This is a genomic window from Streptomyces sp. WM6372 (assembly GCF_001279655.1).
In the GTDB taxonomy this organism is placed as follows: domain Bacteria; phylum Actinomycetota; class Actinomycetes; order Streptomycetales; family Streptomycetaceae; genus Streptomyces.
The window spans coordinates 18,126-38,214 of the sequence record NZ_LGDB01000127.1 but is presented as its reverse complement, the minus strand read 5'-3'; the positions used below and the strand labels follow the sequence as shown (position 1 = coordinate 38,214).

The 20,089-nt window shown below is 73.7% G+C and carries 17 protein-coding genes, 1 tRNA gene and 1 pseudogene; 7 read left to right on the top strand and 12 right to left on the bottom strand.

From position 1 onward, the window contains the following. Window positions 1-24: 24 nt before the first annotated feature. The 3 genes from ADK52_RS11325 to ADK52_RS11315 form a co-directional block, all read right to left on the bottom strand. Window positions 25-1,611, bottom strand: coding sequence for a serine/threonine-protein kinase (locus ADK52_RS11325; protein ID WP_234343648.1), 1,587 nt, complete (start codon window positions 1,609-1,611; stop codon window positions 25-27). A 198-nt stretch (window positions 1,612-1,809) separates the two neighbouring features. Beyond that, window positions 1,810-1,897 (bottom strand) — tRNA-Leu (locus ADK52_RS11320). A gap of 144 nt (window positions 1,898-2,041) precedes the next feature. Next, window positions 2,042-2,503: a hypothetical protein gene (locus ADK52_RS11315; RefSeq protein WP_053689628.1), complete on the bottom strand. Its 462-nt coding sequence runs from the start codon at window positions 2,501-2,503 to the stop codon at window positions 2,042-2,044. Between the two features lie 151 nt (window positions 2,504-2,654). Here ADK52_RS11315 and ADK52_RS11310 point away from each other — a divergent pair, with 151 nt between their 5' ends. After that, complete coding sequence (locus ADK52_RS11310; protein ID WP_053689627.1) at window positions 2,655-3,827, top strand: low temperature requirement protein A; 1,173 nt, start codon at window positions 2,655-2,657, stop codon at window positions 3,825-3,827. Here ADK52_RS11310 and ADK52_RS11305 read toward each other — a convergent pair. Continuing rightward, window positions 3,824-4,765 carry a beta-ketoacyl-ACP synthase III gene (locus tag ADK52_RS11305; RefSeq protein ID WP_053689626.1) on the bottom strand — a complete coding sequence of 314 codons (942 nt, stop codon included), beginning with the start codon at window positions 4,763-4,765 and terminating at the stop codon, window positions 3,824-3,826. The genes ADK52_RS11310 and ADK52_RS11305 overlap by 4 nt on opposite strands. Before the next feature lie 217 nt (window positions 4,766-4,982). Here ADK52_RS11305 and fdhD point away from each other — a divergent pair, with 217 nt between their 5' ends. Next, window positions 4,983-5,819 (top strand): formate dehydrogenase accessory sulfurtransferase FdhD, encoded by an 837-nt coding sequence (fdhD, locus tag ADK52_RS11300; RefSeq protein WP_053689625.1) that lies wholly within the window; start codon window positions 4,983-4,985, stop codon window positions 5,817-5,819. A 103-nt stretch (window positions 5,820-5,922) separates the two neighbouring features. Here fdhD and ADK52_RS11295 read toward each other — a convergent pair whose 3' ends face one another. Then, window positions 5,923-6,369, bottom strand: coding sequence for a hypothetical protein (locus ADK52_RS11295; protein WP_063783817.1), 447 nt, complete (start codon window positions 6,367-6,369; stop codon window positions 5,923-5,925). A 9-nt stretch (window positions 6,370-6,378) separates the two neighbouring features. Beyond that, complete coding sequence (locus ADK52_RS11290; protein WP_053689624.1) at window positions 6,379-7,431, bottom strand: bile acid:sodium symporter family protein; 1,053 nt, start codon at window positions 7,429-7,431, stop codon at window positions 6,379-6,381. A gap of 139 nt (window positions 7,432-7,570) precedes the next feature. On the opposite strand from ADK52_RS11290, the gene ADK52_RS11285 reads away from it, so the two are divergent. Further along, a complete protein-coding gene (locus tag ADK52_RS11285) occupies window positions 7,571-8,422 on the top strand; it encodes a LysR substrate-binding domain-containing protein (protein ID WP_053689709.1) in 852 nt (283 codons plus the stop codon). Window positions 8,423-8,934: 512 nt separating this feature from the next. Here the strand turns inward: ADK52_RS11285 and ADK52_RS39805 are convergent. Continuing rightward, window positions 8,935-9,654, bottom strand: a pseudogene (locus tag ADK52_RS39805) (IclR family transcriptional regulator domain-containing protein); the annotation flags it as partial. 773 nt (window positions 9,655-10,427) lie between these two features. Further along, window positions 10,428-11,024 (bottom strand): RNA polymerase sigma factor, encoded by a 597-nt coding sequence (locus tag ADK52_RS11275; protein ID WP_234343646.1) that lies wholly within the window; start codon window positions 11,022-11,024, stop codon window positions 10,428-10,430. A 559-nt stretch (window positions 11,025-11,583) separates the two neighbouring features. Between ADK52_RS11275 and metG the strand changes: the two genes are divergently transcribed. Both metG and ADK52_RS11265 read left to right on the top strand, forming a co-directional pair. Then, the gene (gene metG, locus ADK52_RS11270) at window positions 11,584-13,299 is read left to right on the top strand and encodes a methionine--tRNA ligase (protein WP_053689623.1); all 1,716 of its coding nucleotides are present in this window, start codon (window positions 11,584-11,586) and stop codon (window positions 13,297-13,299) included. Window positions 13,300-13,458: 159 nt separating this feature from the next. Next, window positions 13,459-14,706, top strand: a complete 1,248-nt coding sequence (locus tag ADK52_RS11265; RefSeq protein WP_107090029.1) for a glycosyltransferase 87 family protein — start codon at window positions 13,459-13,461, stop codon at window positions 14,704-14,706. Here the strand turns inward: ADK52_RS11265 and ADK52_RS11260 are convergent. Further along, window positions 14,624-15,292 carry a response regulator transcription factor gene (locus ADK52_RS11260; RefSeq protein ID WP_053689622.1) on the bottom strand — a complete coding sequence of 223 codons (669 nt, stop codon included), beginning with the start codon at window positions 15,290-15,292 and terminating at the stop codon, window positions 14,624-14,626. The two genes, ADK52_RS11265 and ADK52_RS11260, sit on opposite strands and share 83 nt — an antisense overlap. Further along, complete coding sequence (locus ADK52_RS11255; protein WP_053689621.1) at window positions 15,280-16,605, bottom strand: sensor histidine kinase; 1,326 nt, start codon at window positions 16,603-16,605, stop codon at window positions 15,280-15,282. The genes ADK52_RS11260 and ADK52_RS11255 overlap by 13 nt, the downstream gene beginning before the upstream one ends. A gap of 191 nt (window positions 16,606-16,796) precedes the next feature. Here ADK52_RS11255 and ADK52_RS41340 point away from each other — a divergent pair, with 191 nt between their 5' ends. Beyond that, window positions 16,797-17,396, top strand: coding sequence for a hypothetical protein (locus ADK52_RS41340; RefSeq protein WP_053689620.1), 600 nt, complete (start codon window positions 16,797-16,799; stop codon window positions 17,394-17,396). Between the two features lie 113 nt (window positions 17,397-17,509). Beyond that, window positions 17,510-18,289, top strand: coding sequence for a DUF4239 domain-containing protein (locus ADK52_RS11245; RefSeq protein WP_053689619.1), 780 nt, complete (start codon window positions 17,510-17,512; stop codon window positions 18,287-18,289). Window positions 18,290-18,329: 40 nt separating this feature from the next. On the opposite strand, the gene ADK52_RS11240 is transcribed toward ADK52_RS11245, so the two are convergent. Beyond that, window positions 18,330-19,517 carry an MAB_1171c family putative transporter gene (locus ADK52_RS11240; protein WP_053689618.1) on the bottom strand — a complete coding sequence of 396 codons (1,188 nt, stop codon included), beginning with the start codon at window positions 19,515-19,517 and terminating at the stop codon, window positions 18,330-18,332. Next, window positions 19,514-20,071, bottom strand: a complete 558-nt coding sequence (locus ADK52_RS11235; RefSeq protein ID WP_063783814.1) for a hypothetical protein — start codon at window positions 20,069-20,071, stop codon at window positions 19,514-19,516. Before ADK52_RS11235 ends, ADK52_RS11240 begins: the two co-directional genes overlap by 4 nt. Between the last annotated feature and the right edge of the window lie 18 nt (window positions 20,072-20,089).

Below are 20,089 nucleotides of genomic sequence, written 5' to 3'. Positions count from 1 at the left end.
CGGGGGAGTGCCGCGGGCTTCCCCCTAGCCCCCCGGAACGAAGGAGTCCAGCGCCGCGTCGAAGTGGCTGCGCGCCTCCGGGAGCCGGCCGACGGGCGCGGACACCCAGACGTCGTACATGTGCCCGTTCTCCTCCCAGCAGACGTCGAAGGTGTGCCGGGCGCCTTCTGCGGCGGTGAAGCCGTTCCAGGTGAACTCCCACAGGGCGGCGGGCAGTCCGTTGTGCGTGGTCGGTACGACCGTGCCGTCGCGGTAGCCCGGGTTGGTGGCCGGGCCGCTCGCGTGCGAGAGCCGCATGACGGTGACCGGCCCCTCGGAGGCCGCGGGGTTCGCCTTGACGCCGATCCGGAAGGCCCCGTCCGGGGACACGTAGAAGACCCGCTGGTCGTCGGTGCTGCGCTGGAAGCCGTTCGGTACGGCGAGGCTGAAGCCCTCGGCGTCGGACACCGTCCGGTACCCGGCGGGCGCGGGCTTGGGCGCGGGAGCCGACACCGTACGGGCGGGTTTGGCGTCGGCGGCGGCTGCGGAGGCGGCGGAAGGGGCCCGGCCGGACGCGGACGCGGTGGCGGGCGCCGCCCCCCGTGCGCGGTCCGGGGTCTGCTCGCCGAACTGCGAGGTGACGGCCACGGCGCCGGCGACCGCGACGGCGAACAGCGCGGCGATCAGCCCCGCCCGGACAGCCGGCCGGGTTGGCCGCGCCGGTGCGGACGGCCGTACGACGTGCTCGGTGGGCGAGTAGCCGACGACGGCTCCCGGTCCGCCCGGCCCGCCGGGCCTGCCCGCTCCGGACGCTCCGGACACCCCGGACGCGGTCCCGGTCGCCGGGGCGGTCTCCGGACCCGGCCCGGGCGCCCGGTCGGCCACGGCGGGGACCGCTCCGGTGCTCACGTAGGCCGACAGCAGCCGCTCGGCCTCGGCCGCTTCCATCCGCCGCTCCGGAAGGCGTTCCAGCAGGCCGCGGATGACCGGGGCCAGCGGCCCGGCCTGCGCCGGCGGCCGGATCTCGGCGTACACGACGGCATGCAGGACCCCGCCGAGCGAATCGCGGCGGAACGGCGACTTCCCGGTCAGCGCCGTGCACAGCAGGACCCCGAGCGACCACAGGTCGGATTCGGGTCCCGCGGTCGCTCCCTGCATCCGCTCGGGCGAGGTGTACTCGGGCGAGCCGACGAACGCGCCGGTCTCGCTGATGGTGGTGGATCCGGTGAGCCGGGCGATACCGAAGTCGGTGAGCACGACCCGCCCGGTCCCCGCCTCCAGGAGCACGTTGGCCGGCTTGACGTCCCGGTGGAGCACCCCGCGCGCGTGCGCCGCGCGCAGGGCGCCGAGCAGGGCGAGCCCCATCCTCGCGGTCTCGGCGGGACCCAGCGGCCCGTCGCCGGCGAGCCGGTCGGCCAGCGAGCCGCCCTCGACGAGCTCCATGACGATGTGGGGGCGCCCGTCGTCTTCCACGACGTCGTGCACCACCACCACGTGCGGATGCCTGACCTGCGCGACGGTCCGGGCCTCCCGCAGGGCACCCGTGCGCTCCGTGCCTCCGTCGACATGGAGCTCCTTGACGGCGACGAGACGCCCGAGGAGCTCGTCGGAGGCCTGCCAGACGGTCCCCATGCCACCTCGGCCCAACCGCCTCTCCAGGCGGTACCGTCCGGCGATCACGATGCTGCTGCCCGGCCCGTCGTGCGACACGTTGTTTCCCCTCCGACCCCGTGCGCCCATGATGCCGCACCACCGGATCGACCCCGCCGAAGGAGCCCCGCGAACGAGCCCCGGAAACGCAAAAGAACCCCACCGAAGTGGGGTTCCTGCTGGTGTCCGAGGGGGGACTTGAACCCCCACGCCCGATAAAGGGCACTAGCACCTCAAGCTAGCGCGTCTGCCATTCCGCCACCCGGACCAGGTGGTCGGCCCCGGTTTCCCGCGGCGACAAGGACAACAATAGCAAAGGATCGGCGTGCCTCCGACCAGGTATTCGGGCCGGGCCGCTCGCTGACCTGCACGCATGTCCCCGGGGGGTCGGCGAGACCCCGCGTCTCGCCGGTCAGCGGGCCGGTTCGGCGCGCTCGGCCCTCAGCCAGTCGTCGTTGTGCTGCCACGCGTAGAGGGTGGTGCCGTCCATGTACGCGTAGTAGAGGCCGCAGCGCGCGGTGGCCTTCGCCCGGGCGTCCTTCGGGAACCAGTCCTCCGTGAGCGGGACCTCCTGCGCCCTCGTCCGCGGCTCCGTCGTGCACGCGGTCGGGAGCCGGTCGTCCGGGAGGGTGGCCTTCAGGAGGCGGTCGCCGCCGGTCGTCCGCATCGCGTACCGCACCGATTCCGCCTCGTCCGCCAGCCAGCGCGGCACCGAGGCCCGGGCCGACTTCGCCTCGGCTCCCGTCGCGTACGCGTTCGTCTCCTGGTGGCGGTTCCCGTACCAGTCGGCCGCGGCCGGGAGGGCGACGACGATCGCGAGCCCCACGGCCGAGACGACTGCGGCGGTGGTCAGGATGACGGACCTGCGGATCATGGGGCTTTCGCTTCCCTCGGCGGCTGGCTGACGGCGTTCCCCCATCCTCCGCCCGCGCCGGCGAGCGGCGCGTCCCTCCACCGGGCGGGATCCGCGTACTCCTCAGGTCGGACGACCCCGACGGACACCCGGATGCTGGTATGAGTCGCGCATGGAAACGCAGCACCGTGTCAGCACGTTGGAGCTCTTCTTCGACCTGGTCTTCGTCTTCACCATCACCCAGCTCACGGTGCTGCTCGCGGACGACATCAGCTTCCGCGGCGCCGGCCAGGTCCTGGTGATCTTCACCGTGCTGTTCTGGATGTACGGGGGCTACGCGCACCTGACCAACCAGGTGCCGCCCGACCGGACCGTGCGCCGGCTGCTGCTGATCCTGGCCATGGGGGCGTTCCTGGTGTGCGCGCTGGCGGTGCCGACGGCCTTCGGCACGGGCGGGGTGGCCTTCGGGCTCGGGTACCTGTTCGTCGTCCTCGTGCACAGCGCGCTGTTCACGCAGGCGCACGGGTTCGGCGTGATCTGGTTCGCGCTGCCCAACGTGCTGTGCGCGCTGGCGGTGCTGGCCGCCGGGTTCTTCGACGGACCGCCCGCCTGGGCCCTGTGGACGCTCGCGCTGCTGATCCAGTTCATCGTGCCGCAGCTGGTGCAGCGGGCCGCGGCGAGCGGGGAGCCGGCGCCGGCTCCCCGGACCGCCGATGACGTCACCACCGTCGGCGAGCAGCTCGGCGGCATGAGCGCCGAGCACCTCGTGGAGCGGCACGGACTGCTGCTGATCATCGTCTTCGGCGAGTCCGTGATCGCGATCGGCATCGGGGTCGGCCCGCTGCCGCTGACCGTGGGGATCGCCGCGGGCGCGTTCCTGGCCCTCGCCGTCGCCTCCGCGCTGTGGTGGACGTACTTCGTGCGCGACGAGGGCCGGGCCGAGCAGGTCTTCACCGAGGCGGAGGGGGAGCAGCGTTTCAAGCTGGCGATGCGCGCGTACTACTACGCCTTCCTGCCCATGCTCCTCGGCATCGCCGCCTTCGCGGCCGGCGTCAAGAAGACCATCGGGCACCTGGGCGAGCAGGTGGCCACCGGCCCGGCGCTCGTCCTCGCCGGCGGGGTCGCCGTCTACCTGGCCGGGGACCTGGCCTTCCGGGCCGTGCTGGGGATCGGCCCGGCCCGCTTCCGGGCGGCCGCGACGGTGCTCGTACTGGCCACGGTCCCGCTCGGCGCGGCCACCGCCGGGCTCTGGCAGCTGCTCGCGCTGGTCGTCGTACTCCTGTGCGCGCTGGGGGCCGAGGCCCGCTGGGCCCCGGCCGCCGGGAGCCCGCCCGACACCCCCTAGGGGCAGCGGATGACCTGGCCCGCGTACGAGAGGTTGCCGCCGAAGCCGAAGAGGAGGACCGGGGCGCCGGTCGGGATCTCGCCGCGCTGGACCAGCTTCGAGAGCGCCATCGGGATGCTCGCGGCGGAGGTGTTGCCGGAGTCCACGACATCGCGGGCGACGACCGCGTTCACGGCGCCGATCTTCGCGGCGAGCGGCTCGATGATCCGCAGGTTCGCCTGGTGCAGGACGACGGCGGCCAGTTCCTCGGGGGCGATCCCGGCCTTCTCGCACACCTTGCGCGCGAGCGCCGGGAGCTGGCTGGTGGTCCAGCGGTAGACGGACTGTCCCTCCTGGGCGAAGACCGGCGGGGAGCCCTCGATGCGGACCGCGTGGCCCATCTCCGGGACCGAACCCCACAGGACCGGGCCGATGCCGGGGTCCTCGCAGGCCTCGACCACGGCCGCGCCCGCACCGTCGCCGGTCAGCACGCACGTGGTCCGGTCGGTCCAGTCGGTGATCTCGGTCATCTTGTCGGCGCCGATGACCAGGGCGCGGGTGGCAGAGCCGGCCCGGATCGCGTGGTCGGCGGTGGCCAGGGCGTGGGTGAAGCCCGAGCAGACGACGTTGAGGTCCATGACGGCCGGGCTGCCGCCCATGCCCAGCTTGGCCGCGACGCGGGCGGCCATGTTGGGCGAACGGTCGATCGCGGTGGAGGTGGCCACCAGGACGAGGTCGATGTCGTCGGGGGTCAGGCCGGCGCCGGCGAGGGCCTTGCCCGCGGCGTGGAAGGCCAGCTCGTCCACCGGTTCGTCGGGACCCGCCATGTGCCGGGTCTTGATGCCGACCCGGGAGCGGATCCACTCGTCGTTGGTGTCGACCATCGCCGCGAGGTCCTCGTTGGTGATCACTTTTGCGGGCTGGTAGTGCCCTAGCGCCACCACGCGTGAACCGGTCATAGGCGGGGTCCCCCTTAAGCGGAAGTCAGGATCACCCAGCTTGACCTGCTACTGGTGGGTACAGGTGCACGTGACCCAACAGGATTACCGCCCCTTAATTTGGAGATTCCGGAGGATCTTCCTGCCGGGAGCGCCGCGCGGCGGCGATCCGCGAGAATGGGCTCGTCAGCTGCACGACGGAGTGCGCGACGAGGAAAGAACGGGCGGGCTGATCACCATGGGACGGGTCACCGAGCGCCGTCGTGTCATCCGGGTGCGGGACGGGGCGGCCGGGGTCCGCCCGGACACGCTGGTCGCCGAGGAGCCGCTGGAGATACGGCTGAACGGCAAGCCGCTCGCCATCACGATGCGCACCCCCGGCGACGATTTCGCGCTGGCCGTGGGCTTCCTGGTGAGCGAGGGCGTACTCGGCTCCGCGTCGGACGTACGGGCCGTGACCTACTGCGAGGGGGCCACGGAGGACGGCTCGAACACCTACAACGTGGTCAACGTGCAGCTCGCGCCCGACGTGCCACTGCCCGACATCAGCCTCGAACGGAACGTCTACACCACCTCCTCCTGCGGCCTGTGCGGAAAGGCCAGCCTGGACGCGGTGCGCACGGCGACCCGCTTCCCGCTCCAGCGGAGCGCGGCCGAGGACACCGTACGGATTCCCGCGCGGCTCCTCGGCGAGCTGCCGGACCGGCTCCGCGCGGCGCAGAAGGTCTTCGACCGTACCGGCGGGCTGCACGCGGCCGGACTGTTCTCGCCGGAGGGCCGGCTGCTGGACCTGCGGGAGGACGTCGGCCGGCACAATGCCGTGGACAAGATCGTCGGCCGGGCGTTCCAGGCCGGCCGCCTTCCGCTGGACGGCTCGGTGCTGCTGGTGTCGGGCCGGGCCTCGTTCGAGCTCGCGCAGAAGGCGGTGATGGCGGGCATACCGGTGCTGGCCGCCGTCTCGGCCCCGTCCTCGCTGGCCGTTGACCTGGCCCTGGATTCGGGCCTGACGCTGGTCGGCTTCCTGCGCGGGCCGAACATGAACATCTATGCGGGCGAGGAGCGGATCACGCTGTAGCGGTCCGCCGGTCCGCCGGTCCGCCGGTCCAGCCCGTGCGCCGCTCCAGCCGGTCCGCCGCACTCCGGCCCGTGCGCCGGTGTGCCGTTTCCGCGGTCCGCGGTCAGCGGTCCCGGCGGGCCGCGCGGCCGCGGCCCTTGGCGGCCGGCTTCGCCTTGGCCTCGGGCTTCGGCGGGTCGATGCGGTGGAGGTCCAGGGTCGCCGGGATCGGCGTGACGCCCGGACCGCCTGATTCCGCCCACGCGATGACCTCGTCGGTCGCGGTGTCGTCCAGCGCCCAGCCGAACCAGGCCGCGCGGGCGCCCCGGCGGCGCGCCTCGGTCGTGGGCTGGACCACGATCACATTGGCCTGGGCGCACGGTCCGAGGCAGTCGCTCGTACGGACGGCCAGCCGGCCCCCCGACGCCTCGGCGGCCTCGCGCAGCCGGGCCAACTGGCCGGCGTGGTCCGAGCCGGGGTTCTTGCGGGGGTCCCCGCAGCAGCAGCCGCGGCAGACCACCAGGGTGCAGGGGCGTTCGGCGTGGGCGGCGAGCGGGCGTATCCAGGTCACCGCCGCACGCTACCGGGCCTGCGGCGCGGGGTGTTGGGCCCTGGAGGAGACCTCCACCACATGTCCTGCGGGCAGTTCGGCGCCCGCAGCGGACTCGGCGTCCCGGGCACGGCGGCGCGCCAGCACCGCGCACACCATCAGCTGCATCTGGTGGAACAGCATCAGCGGCAGCACCGCGAGGCTCGCCTGGGCCCCGAACAGCACGCTGGCCATGGGCAGGCCGGCCGCGAGGCTCTTCTTCGACCCCGCGAACTGGATCGCGATCCGGTCCGCCCGGTCGAACCCGAGCCGCTTCGCCCCGTACCAGCTCACCAGCAGCATGACGGCGAGCAGTACGGCTTCCACCGCCATCAGTGCGCCCAGGCGCGCGGCACTGACCTGGTGCCAGACCCCGGCGGTCACGCCCGCGCCGAAGGCCGCGTACACGACGAGCAGGATCGAGCCGCGGTCGACGTGACCGAGGACCTTCTTCCTCCGGACCAGGAAACCGCCGACCCAGGGGCGCAGGGCCTGACCCAGCAGGAAGGGCAGCAGGAGCTGGAGGACGATCTTGAGGAGGGAGTCGAGGGAGAACCCGCCCCCGCTGCCGCCGAGCAGCCCGGCGGCGAGGAGCGGGGTGAGGACGATGCCGGCCAGGCTGGAGAAGGAGCCCGCGCAGATCGCGGCGGGCACGTTGCCGCGGGCGATCGAGGTGAAGGCGATCGAGGACTGGATCGTCGAGGGGACGAGGCAGAGGAAGAGCAGACCGCTGTAGAGCGGGGGCGTGAGGACGGTGGGGACCAGGACCCGGGCGGCCAGGCCGAGCACCGGGAAGAGTACGAACGTACAGGCCAGCACGGTGAGGTGGAGCCGCCAGTGGCGCAGGCCGTCGAGGGCCTCGCGGGTGGAGAGCCGGGCGCCGTAGAGGAAGAAGAGCAGGGCCACGGCCCCGGTGGCGGCGCCCTCGGCGACGGAGGCGGCGGGGCCGCGGGCGGGCAGCAGGGCGGCGAGGCCGACGGTGGTGAGGAGGGCCAGGATCCACGGGTCCAGGGGCAGCCGGGCGGGTATGTGCGGGCGGCGCATGTACGGGGACTCTCCGGTCGGTGGCTCGTCTGGGGCCCCTTCATCGTCGTGGGTCGAACGGTGATCGGGAAACCTGCACACCACACTTACTGTCATTTCGCTTCGTGATGACAGTGGCAGCATGGGAGTCATGGGAGCCATGTACGACCCGGTCCAGCTGCGCACCTTCCTCACGGTGGCGCAGACGCTCAGCTTCACGCAGGCCGCGGGCCGGCTGGGTGTCCGGCAGTCCACGGTCAGCCAGCACGTACGGCGGCTGGAGGAGGCGACGGGCCGGCCGCTCTTCCTGCGGGACACGCACAGCGTGGAGCTGACGGAGGACGGCGAGGCGCTGCTGGGCTTCGCCCGGACCATCCTGGAGGCGCACGAGCGGGCGGCGGCCTATTTCACCGGGACGCGGCTGCGGGGGCGGCTGCGGTTCGGGGCGTCGGAGGACTTCGTGCTGACCCGGCTGCCGGAGATCCTGGAGGGCTTCCGGCACGAGCACCCCGAGGTGGACCTGGAGCTGTCGGTCGAGCTGTCCGGGACCCTGCACGAACGGCTCGACGCGGGACGGCTCGACCTCGTCCTGGCGAAGCGGCGCGGGCCGGGGGACGAGCGGGGCCGGCTGGTGTGGCGGGACCGGATGGTGTGGATCGGGGCGGAGGGGCTGCGCGTGGACCCGGACCGGCCCGTTCCACTGATCGTCTTCCCGCCGCCGGGGATCACCCGGGCCCGGGCGCTGGAGGTGCTGGAGCGGGAGGGCCGCGGCTGGCGGATCGCCTGTACGAGCGGCAGCCTGAGCGGGCTGGTCGCGGCGGCCCGGGCCGGGCTGGGGGTGATGGCCCACACCCGCGGACTCATCCCGCCGGGGCTGGTGCGGGTGGCGGGGCTGCCGGACCTCGGATCGGTGGAGTTCGCGCTGCTGCGGGGCGGACGGAGCTCGCCGGAGGCGGAGGCACTGGCCTCCGCGATCCTCTCCGGCGCGGACCGCCTGACCCGCCCGGCCTGACCCGCCCGGCCTGACCCGCCGGCCCCTGAGCCGTCAGCCCTGACCCGCCCGGCCGCCCCCTGAGCCGGCAGCCCCTGACCCGCCCGGCCGACCCCTGAGCCCCTGACCAGCCCGCCCGGCCCCCGACCCGCCCAGCCCGGCCCCGCCCGACCGCCGCCGCGCGGAAGCCGTCAGGCGGGCCGCCCCGCCCCGGGTCAGGTGCTCAGGACCACCAGACCCTCGGCCGTGCGCAGAGTGCCCGGGGTGAGCGGGGCGAAGGTGACCGGGAGGGACAGGCGGGGGGGGTCGGGTTCCGGCAGGGGGTCGAAGAAGTACGCCGCCTCCGACGCCGTGTCGCTGACCAGGTGGGGGTCGGCCGGCGAAGCCGTGGAGCGGGTCAGCGGGGTGCGGAACAGCATGCGCAGGTGGCGCAGGGTTTCCGGGGTGACCCCGGACGGGTGCGGCGCGGGCGCGGTGGCCGGGGCGTCGGGGTCCTCCGGGGCGGCCGGGGCGTCGGGCGGGATGGCCCCCGACAGCAGCAGCGCCAGCAGCACCGGGACGGCCTTGCGGCGCAGGGCTTCCGTCGCCTCGTGCAGGCGGTGGGCGTGCGTCGCGGGCAGCGACAGCGCGAGGCTCCCGGCGGCGTCGCCGGTCGCGATCGGGACCGCCGAGCACACCACGCCGGGGGAGTACTCGCGCAGGTCGAACACCGGCGCCCCCGGAGCCACCGCGTCGAGGGCGGTGAACAGGACCCGGCTGTCGGTGATCGTCTGCGGGGTGAGCCGGGCCGGCCGGTACCGGGCGACGTGGTCGCGGCGCCGGTCGGCGTCGAGCTGCGTCAGCAGGCACTTGCCGACCGCGCTGGCGTGCGCGGCGGCCTTGAAGTCCACCCACTCCCGCACCGGCGGCGCCCCCGGACCGTCCGCCATCTGCGTGATCCGGACCTCCCCCTCGGCATACCGGCTCAGGTACACCGCCGCGCCCGCGCTGTCCCGGGCCAGGGCCAGCGTGCGCTGGAGCTGGCCCGCGAGGCCCCCGGCGCCGGCCGCGGCGAGCCGGTCGAGGGCGGGCCCGCGCGCGAAGACGCCCGCGCCCGGCCGGTACGCGTACTCCTCCTCGCACAGCATCGCCAGCAGCGGCCGCAGCTCCGCCTCGGCCAGACCGGACTCCCGCCGCAGCTGGGCGGCCCGTACCCCCAGCGGATGCCTTTCGAGGACCCGTACGACGGCCAGCGCGCGCCGGGCCTGCGCCATGGCCTCGCTCGTACCCGGGGTGGCACGGACCGGCCCGGACACCGGCGCCACCCGCCGGCGCGGCACGGACCGCTCCGGCTCCGCCACCGGGGGCGTCGGCCGGAACGCGGCCAGCACCGAGGGCAGTCCGGACCGGGGCAGCGGCACCGGGCCCAGATCGGGATCATCGAGCTGGTCGACGTACCGCAGCACGGTGGCCTGCGCGCACAGCCGGACCTCGCGCAGATCCCGCCGGCCGTTCGGCCGGTAGCCGCGGCGGCCCAGCTCCCGCGCCCAGAACCGGGCGTCGTGGTGCTCGCCGCGCCGGGAGTGGTCGAGGAAGAGGCAGTACGCGGCGGACGCGGTCCGCGCCCGCCCGGAACCGGCGGCGAACTGCCACCAGAAGCGGGCGCCCTCGCGCAGTCCGGCCAGGTGCAGCAGGCAGCCGAAGACCACGGCCCCGGCCAGATCGGTGTGCCCGCTCTCGGTGAAGGCCGTGAGCTGGGCCTCCGCCTTCGGACCGCACACGGCGGCCAGGCAGACGGCCTTGAGGTCGCGCCGGGCCCGTTCGGAGTCGAGCGGGCAGTCCCGCGCGGGATCGCTCCACCCGTACGCGGCCTTGCGGCGCGAGGGGGCCGCGGTGGCCCGCCTCCGGGAGACGTGCAGCAACCGGGCCTCGGCGGCGCCCAGATCGTAGTGCGGATACCGGTCGCGGACGCCGGCCCGGGTCAGGAACTCGGCCAGGGAGCGGCGGCCGGCCTCTCCGCCGCGTTCCTCCTTGCCCTCGCGCCGCCTCATGACTCGGGGGATCCGGCCGAGTCGGCACGCCCCGCCGAGTCGGCCGGTTCGGCGGAGGCGTCGAGCATGCGCGCGAGCCGGCGGTGGGCCTGGCCGAGCTGCGAGCGGACGGTGGCCTCGTCGACGCCCATCACGGACGCGGCTTCCCCGGGGGTGCACTGGAGCCCGTAGCGCAGCAGCACGGCGTCGCGCTGGCGCTCGGCGAGCCGGGAGACGGCGGAGTAGAAGCGGATGGTGTCGGTCAGCACCTCGCACTGCTGATCGGCCCGGGCCTCCTTGAGGGCGGCCTCGAAGGCGCTGATGTCCATCGGTTCGGGCGCGGTCGGTTCGGACGGCCAGGCGCCGTGCGCTCCGCGCCGCTGCTGCCGGTCGACCAGTCGTTGTTTGAGGATGGTCCAGGCATAGGCGTCGAGCCGGTCCATGTGGAGCATGCGTAACCACTCGTTCATGATCGAGTCGAAGGTGGCGTCCACCGCGTCCTCGGCAGCCGCGTCGGAGCCCAGTTGCAGGTACGCGAAACGCATGTACGAGGGCCGCCGGTCGGCGTGGAAGGCCCAGTACGACAGGCGTGCCGTCGGGTCCCACTGGCTCATGGGCGTCGGCTGCCGCCGTCGGCTGGGCAGTGGCAGTCCCACGGCCCCACCGGACTCCTCTGGTCCGCCATCGCTCACCGTTCCACCTCACCTCGTCCCCTGTGCGCGGACAGCCTGGCAGTGCGGGCGCACCCGGGGAGCGCAGAAGAGAGACGTCGAGAGATTACGTTCGGTGATGATCGGCCGATGACCGACTTCGACCACGCGCGCGCCCAGTCCGTGCGTACGCATATGCCGGGGCCAAGCCGGGCCGCCGTGCACCGGCGTACGCCCGGCGGACGGGCGGTTCCGCCCCGGGTGACCGGCGGGGACGGCGGCCACGGCGGACCCCGCCGCCCGAACCCCGGACGCCGGTCCGCGGTGATCCGGTCCGGCTGTAGCATGGGCCCATTGCGAGGGCCGTGACGCAGAGGTCACCACCCTCGCTTTTGCGTTACGCCCACCACCGTCCACCCCACAAAAATGCGGCACGTGGCCTTTCGGCGGTTCGATACGATGAACCGCATCACAATCCGTCACGTCACGTTGTCACCGCATATACGAAATGGAGCATCCGAGGATGGCTCGACACCTGATCACCAGCGCGCTTCCCTACATCAACGGGATCAAGCACCTGGGCAACATGGTCGGGTCGATGCTTCCGGCGGATGTGTACTCCCGGTACCTCCGCCAGCGCGGCCACGACGTCCTCTACATCTGCGCCACCGACGAGCACGGCACCCCCGCCGAGCTCGCCGCGAAGGAGGCCGGCCTCTCGGTCGCCGAGTTCTGCGCGCAGGCCCACGACGCGCAGAAGGCGGTCTACGACGGCTTCGAGCTGTCCTTCGACTACTTCGGCCGCAGCTCCTCGCGGCAGAACGCCGAGATCACCCAGCACTTCGCGCGGCAGCTCCAGCAGAACGGGTTCATCGAGGAGCGCGCGATCCGGCAGGTCTACTCGCCGGTCGACGGCCGCTTCCTGCCCGACCGCTACGTCGAGGGCACCTGTCCGCACTGCGGTTACGACAAGGCCCGCGGCGACCAGTGCGAGAACTGCACCCGCGTCCTGGACCCCACGGACCTGATCGAGCCCCGCTCGGCGATCTCCGGCTCCACCGAGCTGGAGGTCCGCGAGACCAAGCACCTCTTCCTCCTCCAGTCCAAGCTGCAGCACGAGGTCGAGGCCTGGGTCGCGGAGCATGAGGAGGAGTGGCCGCAGCTGGCTTCCTCCATCGCCCGCAAGTGGCTGACCGAGGGTCTGCACGACCGCGCCATCACCCGCGACCTGGACTGGGGCGTGCCGGTACCGGCCGACACCTGGCCCGAACTGGCCGCCGACGGCAAGGTCTTCTACGTCTGGTTCGACGCGCCGATCGAGTACATCGCCTCCACCAAGGAGTGGGCGGACGCCGACCCGGCGAACCGCGACCACAAGGCGTGGTGGTACGAGGCCGAGGACGTGCGCTACACGCAGTTCATGGCCAAGGACAACGTCCCGTTCCACACGGTGATGTTCCCGGCCACCCAGATCGGCACCCGCGAGCCGTGGAAGAAGGTCGACTACGTCAAGGCCTTCAACTGGCTGACGTACTACGGCGGCAAGTTCTCCACCTCGCAGAAGCGCGGCGTCTTCACCGACCAGGCGCTGGAGATCCTCCCGGCCGACTTCTGGCGCTACTTCCTCATCGCCAACGCCCCCGAGTCCGACGACTCGTCCTTCACGTGGGAGCACTTCACCACCACGGTCAACAAGGACCTCGGCGGCACCCTCGGCAACTTCGTCAACCGCGTGCTGACCTTCTCCCGCAAGAAGTTCGGCGACGAGGTCCCGCAGGGCAGCCCGGCCGGTGAGGCCGAGGCCAGGCTGGGCGAGCAGATCGCCGAGCTGCTCGCCGAGTACGAGGGCCACATGGACTCCCTCCAGTACCGCAAGGCCGCGGCCGCGCTGCGCGCCCTGTGGTCCGCCGGCAACGCGTACCTCGACGAGAAGGCCCCCTGGCTGGAGGTCAAGACCGACCTCGACGGCGCGGCGCTCACGCTGCGCACCGCGATGAACCTGATCCACCTCTACTCGGTGGTCTCGGAGCCGTTCATCCCGGCCTCGGCGCGCACCATGCGCTCCTCGTTCGCGCTGGCCGACGACACGGCGACGTGGATCACCCCGGAGCAGGCCAAGTCGCTGGACGCGGTCCCGGCGGGTACGCCGTTCACCGTGCCGCCGGTGCTCTTCGCGCGGATCGCCGAGGAGGACCTGGAGTCCTACCGCGAGCGCTTCGGCGGCACCGAAACCGCCTGACCCTCCCTGCCCGGGCCGAAGGGGCGCGACCTTCCGAGGTCGCGCCCCTTCGCCGTACCCCGTCCCTGTTCGAGGGCACACCGGGGTAGGGAAAACCCGACCGTGAAGTGTCCACCTGGATGGGCAGACCAGGCCCGGTCGCGCGGCTGGAATGGGCCCATGACCCCTTCCCCTTCCGTGTGCCGGACCGCCGGCTGGCTGGCAGCGGCCGCCTGGGCGCTGTCCTTTCCGCTCGTGTCCTCGCTGGGGCCACACCGGCTGTGGGGCTGCTGCGCGGCCGTCGGCTACCTGTGCGCCGCGGCTCTCGGCTCCCGCCGGCCGCGCGCCGCCGCCGTCGCCGCCCTCACGGGCGCGATCGCCGTCCCCCTGCTGTGGCTCGTGCTGAGCGGGCAGGGCCAGTCGGAGGTGATGGTCATCGAACGCTCCGGCCGGCTGCTGCTGGAGACCGGGCGGATGTACGTGGACCGGCCGGCGGGAGTGGAGGAGTACACCCCGTACCTGCCGGCCATGGCGGTCTTCGGCATCCCGCACGCCGTGTTCGGCGGCCCCCTGGGCGATGCCCGGCTCTGGTGCGCGGCCGCGCTGTTCGGCGGCATGTGGGCCGGACGCCGGCTGCTGGGCGGGCTGCGCTCCCCGTGGCTGCCGCTGCTGGTGGCCTCGCCGGTGGTGGCCCTGCCGCTGACGGTGAGCGGGGTGGACCTCCCGCTGGCCGGACTGCTCTGCCTGGCGCTGGCGGCCGCGGGGGCCGGCAGGCCGGTCCTTGCCGGAGCGGTGCTCGCCGGAGCCTGCGCGCTCAAGTGGACTGCGCTGCCCGCGGTGGCCGTTGCGGTCGCGCTGCTCGCCGCCTGCCGCGGCCGGGGTGCGGCGCTGCACTGCGCACTGGTGGCCTTGCTGGGCTCGGCCGGGCTGATCCTGCCCAGTGCGCTGCTCCAGCCGGCCGAGCTGTGGCGGCAGGTGTTCGCGTTCCCGACCGGACGGGCCGAGGTCCCCACCCCGGCGAGCAGCCCGCTTCCCGGGCATCTGCTGGCCGGACTGGGCTCGTGGGGCTGGTACCTGACGGTGGTCCTGCTCGCGGTGGGCGCCCTCGCGGTGGCGCTCTCCCTGCTGGTGCGCCCGCCGCGCACGGTGGTGGCGGCCGCCGACCGCCTCGCGACCGGTCTCGTCCTGGCCTTCGCCCTGGCTCCGGCGGGCCGATTCGGATACCTCGCGCTGCCGGTGCTCCTGTCGGTCTGGGCCCGGTCTGCGGCCGTCGCCGTCTCCCCGCGGCAGCGCTCCCTCATCGTGGCCGCTTCCGCGGGCGGGACTGCGCGAAGGGACCGGCCGGTCAGCCCTCAGCGCCCCGCAGATGGGCCAGTACCGCGAGGACGCGCCGGTTTCCCCCGTCCGGGTCGAGGTCCAGCTTCATGAAGATGCTGCTCGCGTGTTTCACGACGGCGGCCTCGGTGACGAACAGCCGGGCCGCCAGGGCCTGGTTGTTGAGGCCCTCGGCCATCAGGCCCAGCACCTCGCGTTCGCGCGGCGTGAGCCGGGCGAGGGGCCGGTCCGCCGCCTGTCGCCCCAGCAGGACCCGGACGACCTCGGGGTCGATGACCGTCTGGCCCGAGGCGACCCGTTCGAGGGCGTCGAGGAACTCCGCCACCTCCCCGACCCGATCCTTGAGGAGGTAGCCCAGCCCGGCCGGACCGTCCGCCGCCGCACCGGCCGTCAGCAGCTGGGTCGCGTACGCCGTGGCGACGTACTGCGAGAGCACGAGGACCGGCAACGAGCTGTCCCGGGAGCGCAGTTCGAGGGCGGCGCGCAGGCCCTCGTCGCGGAAACCGGGCGGCATCCGGACATCGGTGACGACGGCATCCGGTCGTTCGGCCTCCACCGCCCGCACCAGTGCGTCGCCGTCGCCGACGGCGGCGAGGACCCGGTGGCCGCCCCGGGTGAGGAGTTCCGTCAGCCCGGCGCGCAGCAGGACCGAGTCCTCCGCGAGGATCAACCGGAGCACGGCACCTCCACCCGGAGTTCGGTCGGACCGCCCACCGGACTGGACACCACCAGCCTGCCCTGCAACATCGCCACCCTGTCCGCGAGACCTGCCAGGCCCGCACCCGCGCCGGGATCCGCCCCGCCGCGGCCGTCATCGGTGACGGAGAGAGTCAGCCGGCCCCCGTCGACCCTACCGGCGATCCCGATGCGGGAGGCGCCGCTGTGCTTGGCCGCGTTGGCCAGGGCCTCGGTGACGGTGAAGTACGCCGTGATCTCCACCGGTTCGGGCAGCCGCGGCACGTCCAGGTCGACGGTCACCGGCACGGGATGGCGCAGCGCGACCTCCGCGACGGCCGCCGCGAGCCCGTGGTCGGTGAGAACCTGCGGATGGATCCCCCGTACGAGGTCCCGCAGTTGCTCCAGCGCCCGGCGCGCCTCACCGCGGCCCCGGGCCACCAGCGCGGCCGCGTCCGCGGCCTGCGGAACGCGGCGCAGCTCCAGCTCGGCGAGGCCGAGGGTCATGCTGAGGGCGACCAGTTGCTGCTGCGCCCCGTCGTGCAAGTCGCGTTCGATACGCCGCCGTTCGGCCTCGAACGCGTCCACGAGACGTACCCGGGAGCGGGTCAGCTCCAGCACCCGGGGGTCCTCCTCGCGTGCTCCGAGCAGCAGGCGCGCGGTCTTCACCTGCGCCCCCGCGAGCAACCCGCCCGCGTACGCGGCCAGCACGAGCCCGGCCAGTCCGACGGCGGTACCGCCCAGGGCTTCCAGCGGGCCGGAGACGGCCCTGCCGGGGATCAGCATCACGGTCTCGGGGGCGAGGGCCCACACGACGACCGGGCTCGCCACGAGGATCAGCGAGAAGGCGAGCAGGGTGACGACCCCGAAGCCGGCCGCCCCGAACGCCGGCCCGAGCAGGGCGGCGTACCCGAGCTCCCGCCACGTCGCCCGCTCGCGCAGCCGGGTCCGCAGCCAGGCGGCCGGACCGGCCCCCGCGAGCGAGGTGTGCGGATCGGGCACCGGGACCGGCTCCACCCACCGCAGCCGCCACCGCTCCAGGGCGCCGAGCGGCACACCGCCGGCGACGGCGCCGAGCAGCAGGAGCAGCCCGATCCCGGCCACCGCCAGCAGTACGCCCAGCCCGACGAGCACCGCCACCGCGAGCAGGACCCCGTACCCGAGGACCGTCCCGCTGCCGAGGTACGCCCAGCAGCGCCACGGCCACCAGGAGGCGAGGAAGCGGACCGGCGCCTTCAGTGCCGCCCAGACGGCGACGGGCGGTTCGGCGCCCGGAGGTTCGTCGTGCGCCTCCCCGGGGGCGGAGGGTTCGGACATGCGGGACATGCGGCCAGCCTAGGGGAGGCCGGAGCGGCCCCCTGCGGAGGGCCGACCGCCCACGGGGCGCGATCGTGGCGCCGATGGCCTGAACTCGTTCCTCCGCCGAAGATCTTGACGCGTCTGCGGCGTATCGAACCGCCGTTGTGATCGTTTCTTCAGCCGGAACCCTCACAACGGGAGGACGCGCGGTGACGGCTTGGCAGTACCTCGCCGGGGCAGGCATGGTGGCGGCGCTGTGCCCGCTGTACGGCCATGTGGCGGTCGCGGACGACGGCACCGGACCCGCCCCCCTCCGCGGCCACGGAGCCCGGCTCGACGTCTGCGTCCCGAACGGGCAGCCGCGGCCGCCGGCCGCCGTACCTCCCGCCGCCCCGCCCCCGGCCGCCGTGCCGCCCGCGGTCCGGCCTCCGGTACGGGTGGTCGTGCCCGGCGCCGGGCGGCCGACCGTGCACCACCCGGGGCGGGGGCCGGCGCCGGCCGCCGCGGCTCCCGGGGCGGAGCCGCCCGGGCCGACGGCGGAGGCCGTGGCCGGGGAGCCGCAGCCCGTGCCACCCGCGCCGGATCCCGAGGCCGTCGCCGGGCCGGCTCCGGCCGAAGCGCCCGCCCCGCCCCGGGCCGCAGCCGCGGCCGCGCCCGCCGGCGCCTTCCACGTGCGCCCGTACCACTCGATCGCCCTGGAGCGGCGCGGCCCGGGCGGCATGTCCACCGTGATGCTCATGGTCGTCGTCACCACCCCGGCCGTGCTCGCCGCCGCCGCGCTGCGGCCGCGCTCCAAGAGCCGTCGCTGAGTCAGGCCCCCGCACCGGCCCACCGACGCACCGGCCCCACCGGCCCACCGACGCACCGGCCCCACCGATCCACCGATGCACCGACCCACCGATCCACCAACGGGAGAACCCTCGTGTCCGAATGGCTGGTCCTGGCCGTCGCCATGGCGCTCGTCTGCGCCCTCGTCCTCGCCTGCACCGCGCTCCGGCACCGCCGGGTCGCGGAGGACGAGGACACCAGCGAAACCCCCGACGTCATCGAGTACATGACGATGATGGTGGGCGTGGTCTACGCGATCGTGCTCGGCCTGGCCATCGCCGGCGTCTGGGAGGCACGCGGCGCCGCCGAGGACAGCGTGCGCCGCGAGGCCCAGTCGCTGTACGAGGTCACCCAGCGCGCCGACGTCTACCCGACCCCCGTGCGTGACCGGATCCGCGGCGAGGTCGACGCGTACGTCTCCCACACCGTCGCCGTGGACTGGCCGCTGCTCACGTCCGGCCAGGGCGCCTCGTCCCAGGGCGCCGACCTGCTCGGCAAGCTGCGCACCGACGTGACCCACCAGAGCCCGGCGAACGAGCTCCAGGCGCAGGCCTACCAGCCGCTGCTCGACCACATCGCGGCCGCCGACGACGCCCGGCACTCGCGCATGCAGGCCGACGAGTCCACCCTGCCGAGCGTGGTGTGGTTCGGGCTGCTGGTCGGCGGAGTGGTCACGGTGGGGCTGATCTTCACCCTCCAGATCCGCCGGTCGGGACGGGAGCTGCTGCTGGCGGGGCTGTTCAGTGCGCTGATCGTGTTCCTGCTGTTCATGGTGTGGAGCTTCGACGCGCCCTACGGCCGGGACGGAACCGATTCCGCGGGCCCGTTCCAGGACCTGTTCCCGAAGGTGGCGCTGGCCGCCGCCGAGCGCTGACCGCCCGAGGCCGCCGACGGGGCGCGGGCGGGCCGCAGGCTCAGGCCGGTCCGCGCCTCGACAGCGCCACCTGGCGCCGTACGGCCGCCACCACGGGCGAATGCCGCAGCGCGTGCGAGATCCGTACGAGGTCGCGCGGCCCCCCGAGGGTGTCCAGGACGCTCTCGTCGCTCGCCCCGATGACCGCGCCCTCGGGGTCCGCCGAGCGGGCCTGGACGGCGGCCGCGACCATCGCCGCGTCGGCGACCGCCCGCGCCGTCTCCTCCTGCGCCCCCGCCGCGACGGCCCGCGCGTACGCGTCCTCGCGGCGGCCGGGGTCGAAGTACGGGCCGAGGTGCAGGAATCCGTCGTGGATGTCCGACTCGCGCTGGATCACCCGCAGTTCCGCCGGGGCCCACCAGGACATCTGCACGCAGGGCGTGCCGCTGGGGGCGCCGATCTGCACCTCGTGCCAGAGCGCGCCGAGGCGCCGGTACGTCGTCCAGGTCTGCCAGCTGTCGGACAGCCGCTGGCACAGCAGGGGCAGGACGAAGCCGATCGCGCTGATCAGGGCGCCGACGGAGGCGAGCGGCGGGGCGATGTAGGTGCTCAGGTCGTCGAGGTCGTGGCCGGCCCAGCGGGCGACGACCGCGGAGATCTTGGTGGCGTCGTAGCTGAGGTTGAAGACGTAGCCCGAGACGATGATCATCAGGCCGATCCGCAGCCAGCCGTGCACCTGGAGGGACCAGCGCCAGCACATGGCCACCATCACGACGGCCGCCACCAGGTGCGCCGTCAGGTAGAGGGCGATCATCTGCTGGATGTAGGGGGTGTTGGCGTAGTACGTGTCGAAGTCGCGCAGCCGCTCGACCGGGGTGTCGCCGAGTGCGAAGAGCACCACCAGGACCACGACGACCCCGCCGTAGCCGATCATCCAGCGGCGCGAGATGCGCCGGGTCTCCTCGGGAGGGCCGCCGCGCCAGTTCACGATCAGCACCAGGCAGGCGGCGCTGAACAGGGTGATCAGGCAGTAGACGAGCGGGGCGGAGACGTTGGTGATGCCGGTCCACTCGTTGACCGCCTCGATGGTGGGCGGGGCGGCGAAGGTGAACACCGACCCGGCCAGGACCAGCAGGGCGCAGACCGACCGCAGGAGCGGGTCGCGCCAGTTGTGCCGTAGCGCCGGCAGCTTGAAGGCGAGGGAGACCGCCAGGGCGGCTGCCGGTATGTAGTAGTCCTGGCCGTTCAACGGTCGTTCCTGTGCCCCCGGTATCCGAGCGAGGCCTCGATGCGGCCCGCCAACTGATCACGCTGTGCGGGCGCCCGGTGGCTGGCGGACCCCGCGAGCCAGGTCCGGCACCGGCTGCCCAGCAGTAAACCGAACGTCTCCGCCTCGGTCTCCTCCGAGACGTCGGCGCGCGTGCGCGCGGCGACGCTCCGGACGGTCTCGCCGAGGTCGGCCCCGTTGGACAGCAGCCGGGCGGCGACGGCGGCTCCGTCGACGTGGTGGCTGCAGTGGCCGGCCTTCATGTGCCACAGCTCGTGGCCCAGGATGACCAGCTGGTGGTCGGGTGCGGTGCGTTCCTCGATGACCACCAGATCGCGGTCCGCCATGTCGAGCCACAGGCCGCTGGCCGTCCCCGGCGGGAACGAGGCCATCCGGAAGTCCACCCGGCGGCCGCGGTGTCTGCTCATGCCCTCGCAGAGGGCGGCGTAGAGGTCCACGGGTTCCACGGGCGCGGTCAGCCGGAGCCCGGCCACCAGTTCGCCGCACAACCGGCGCTGCTCTCTGCCTATGCTCACCGTTCTCCCCGTCGGCGC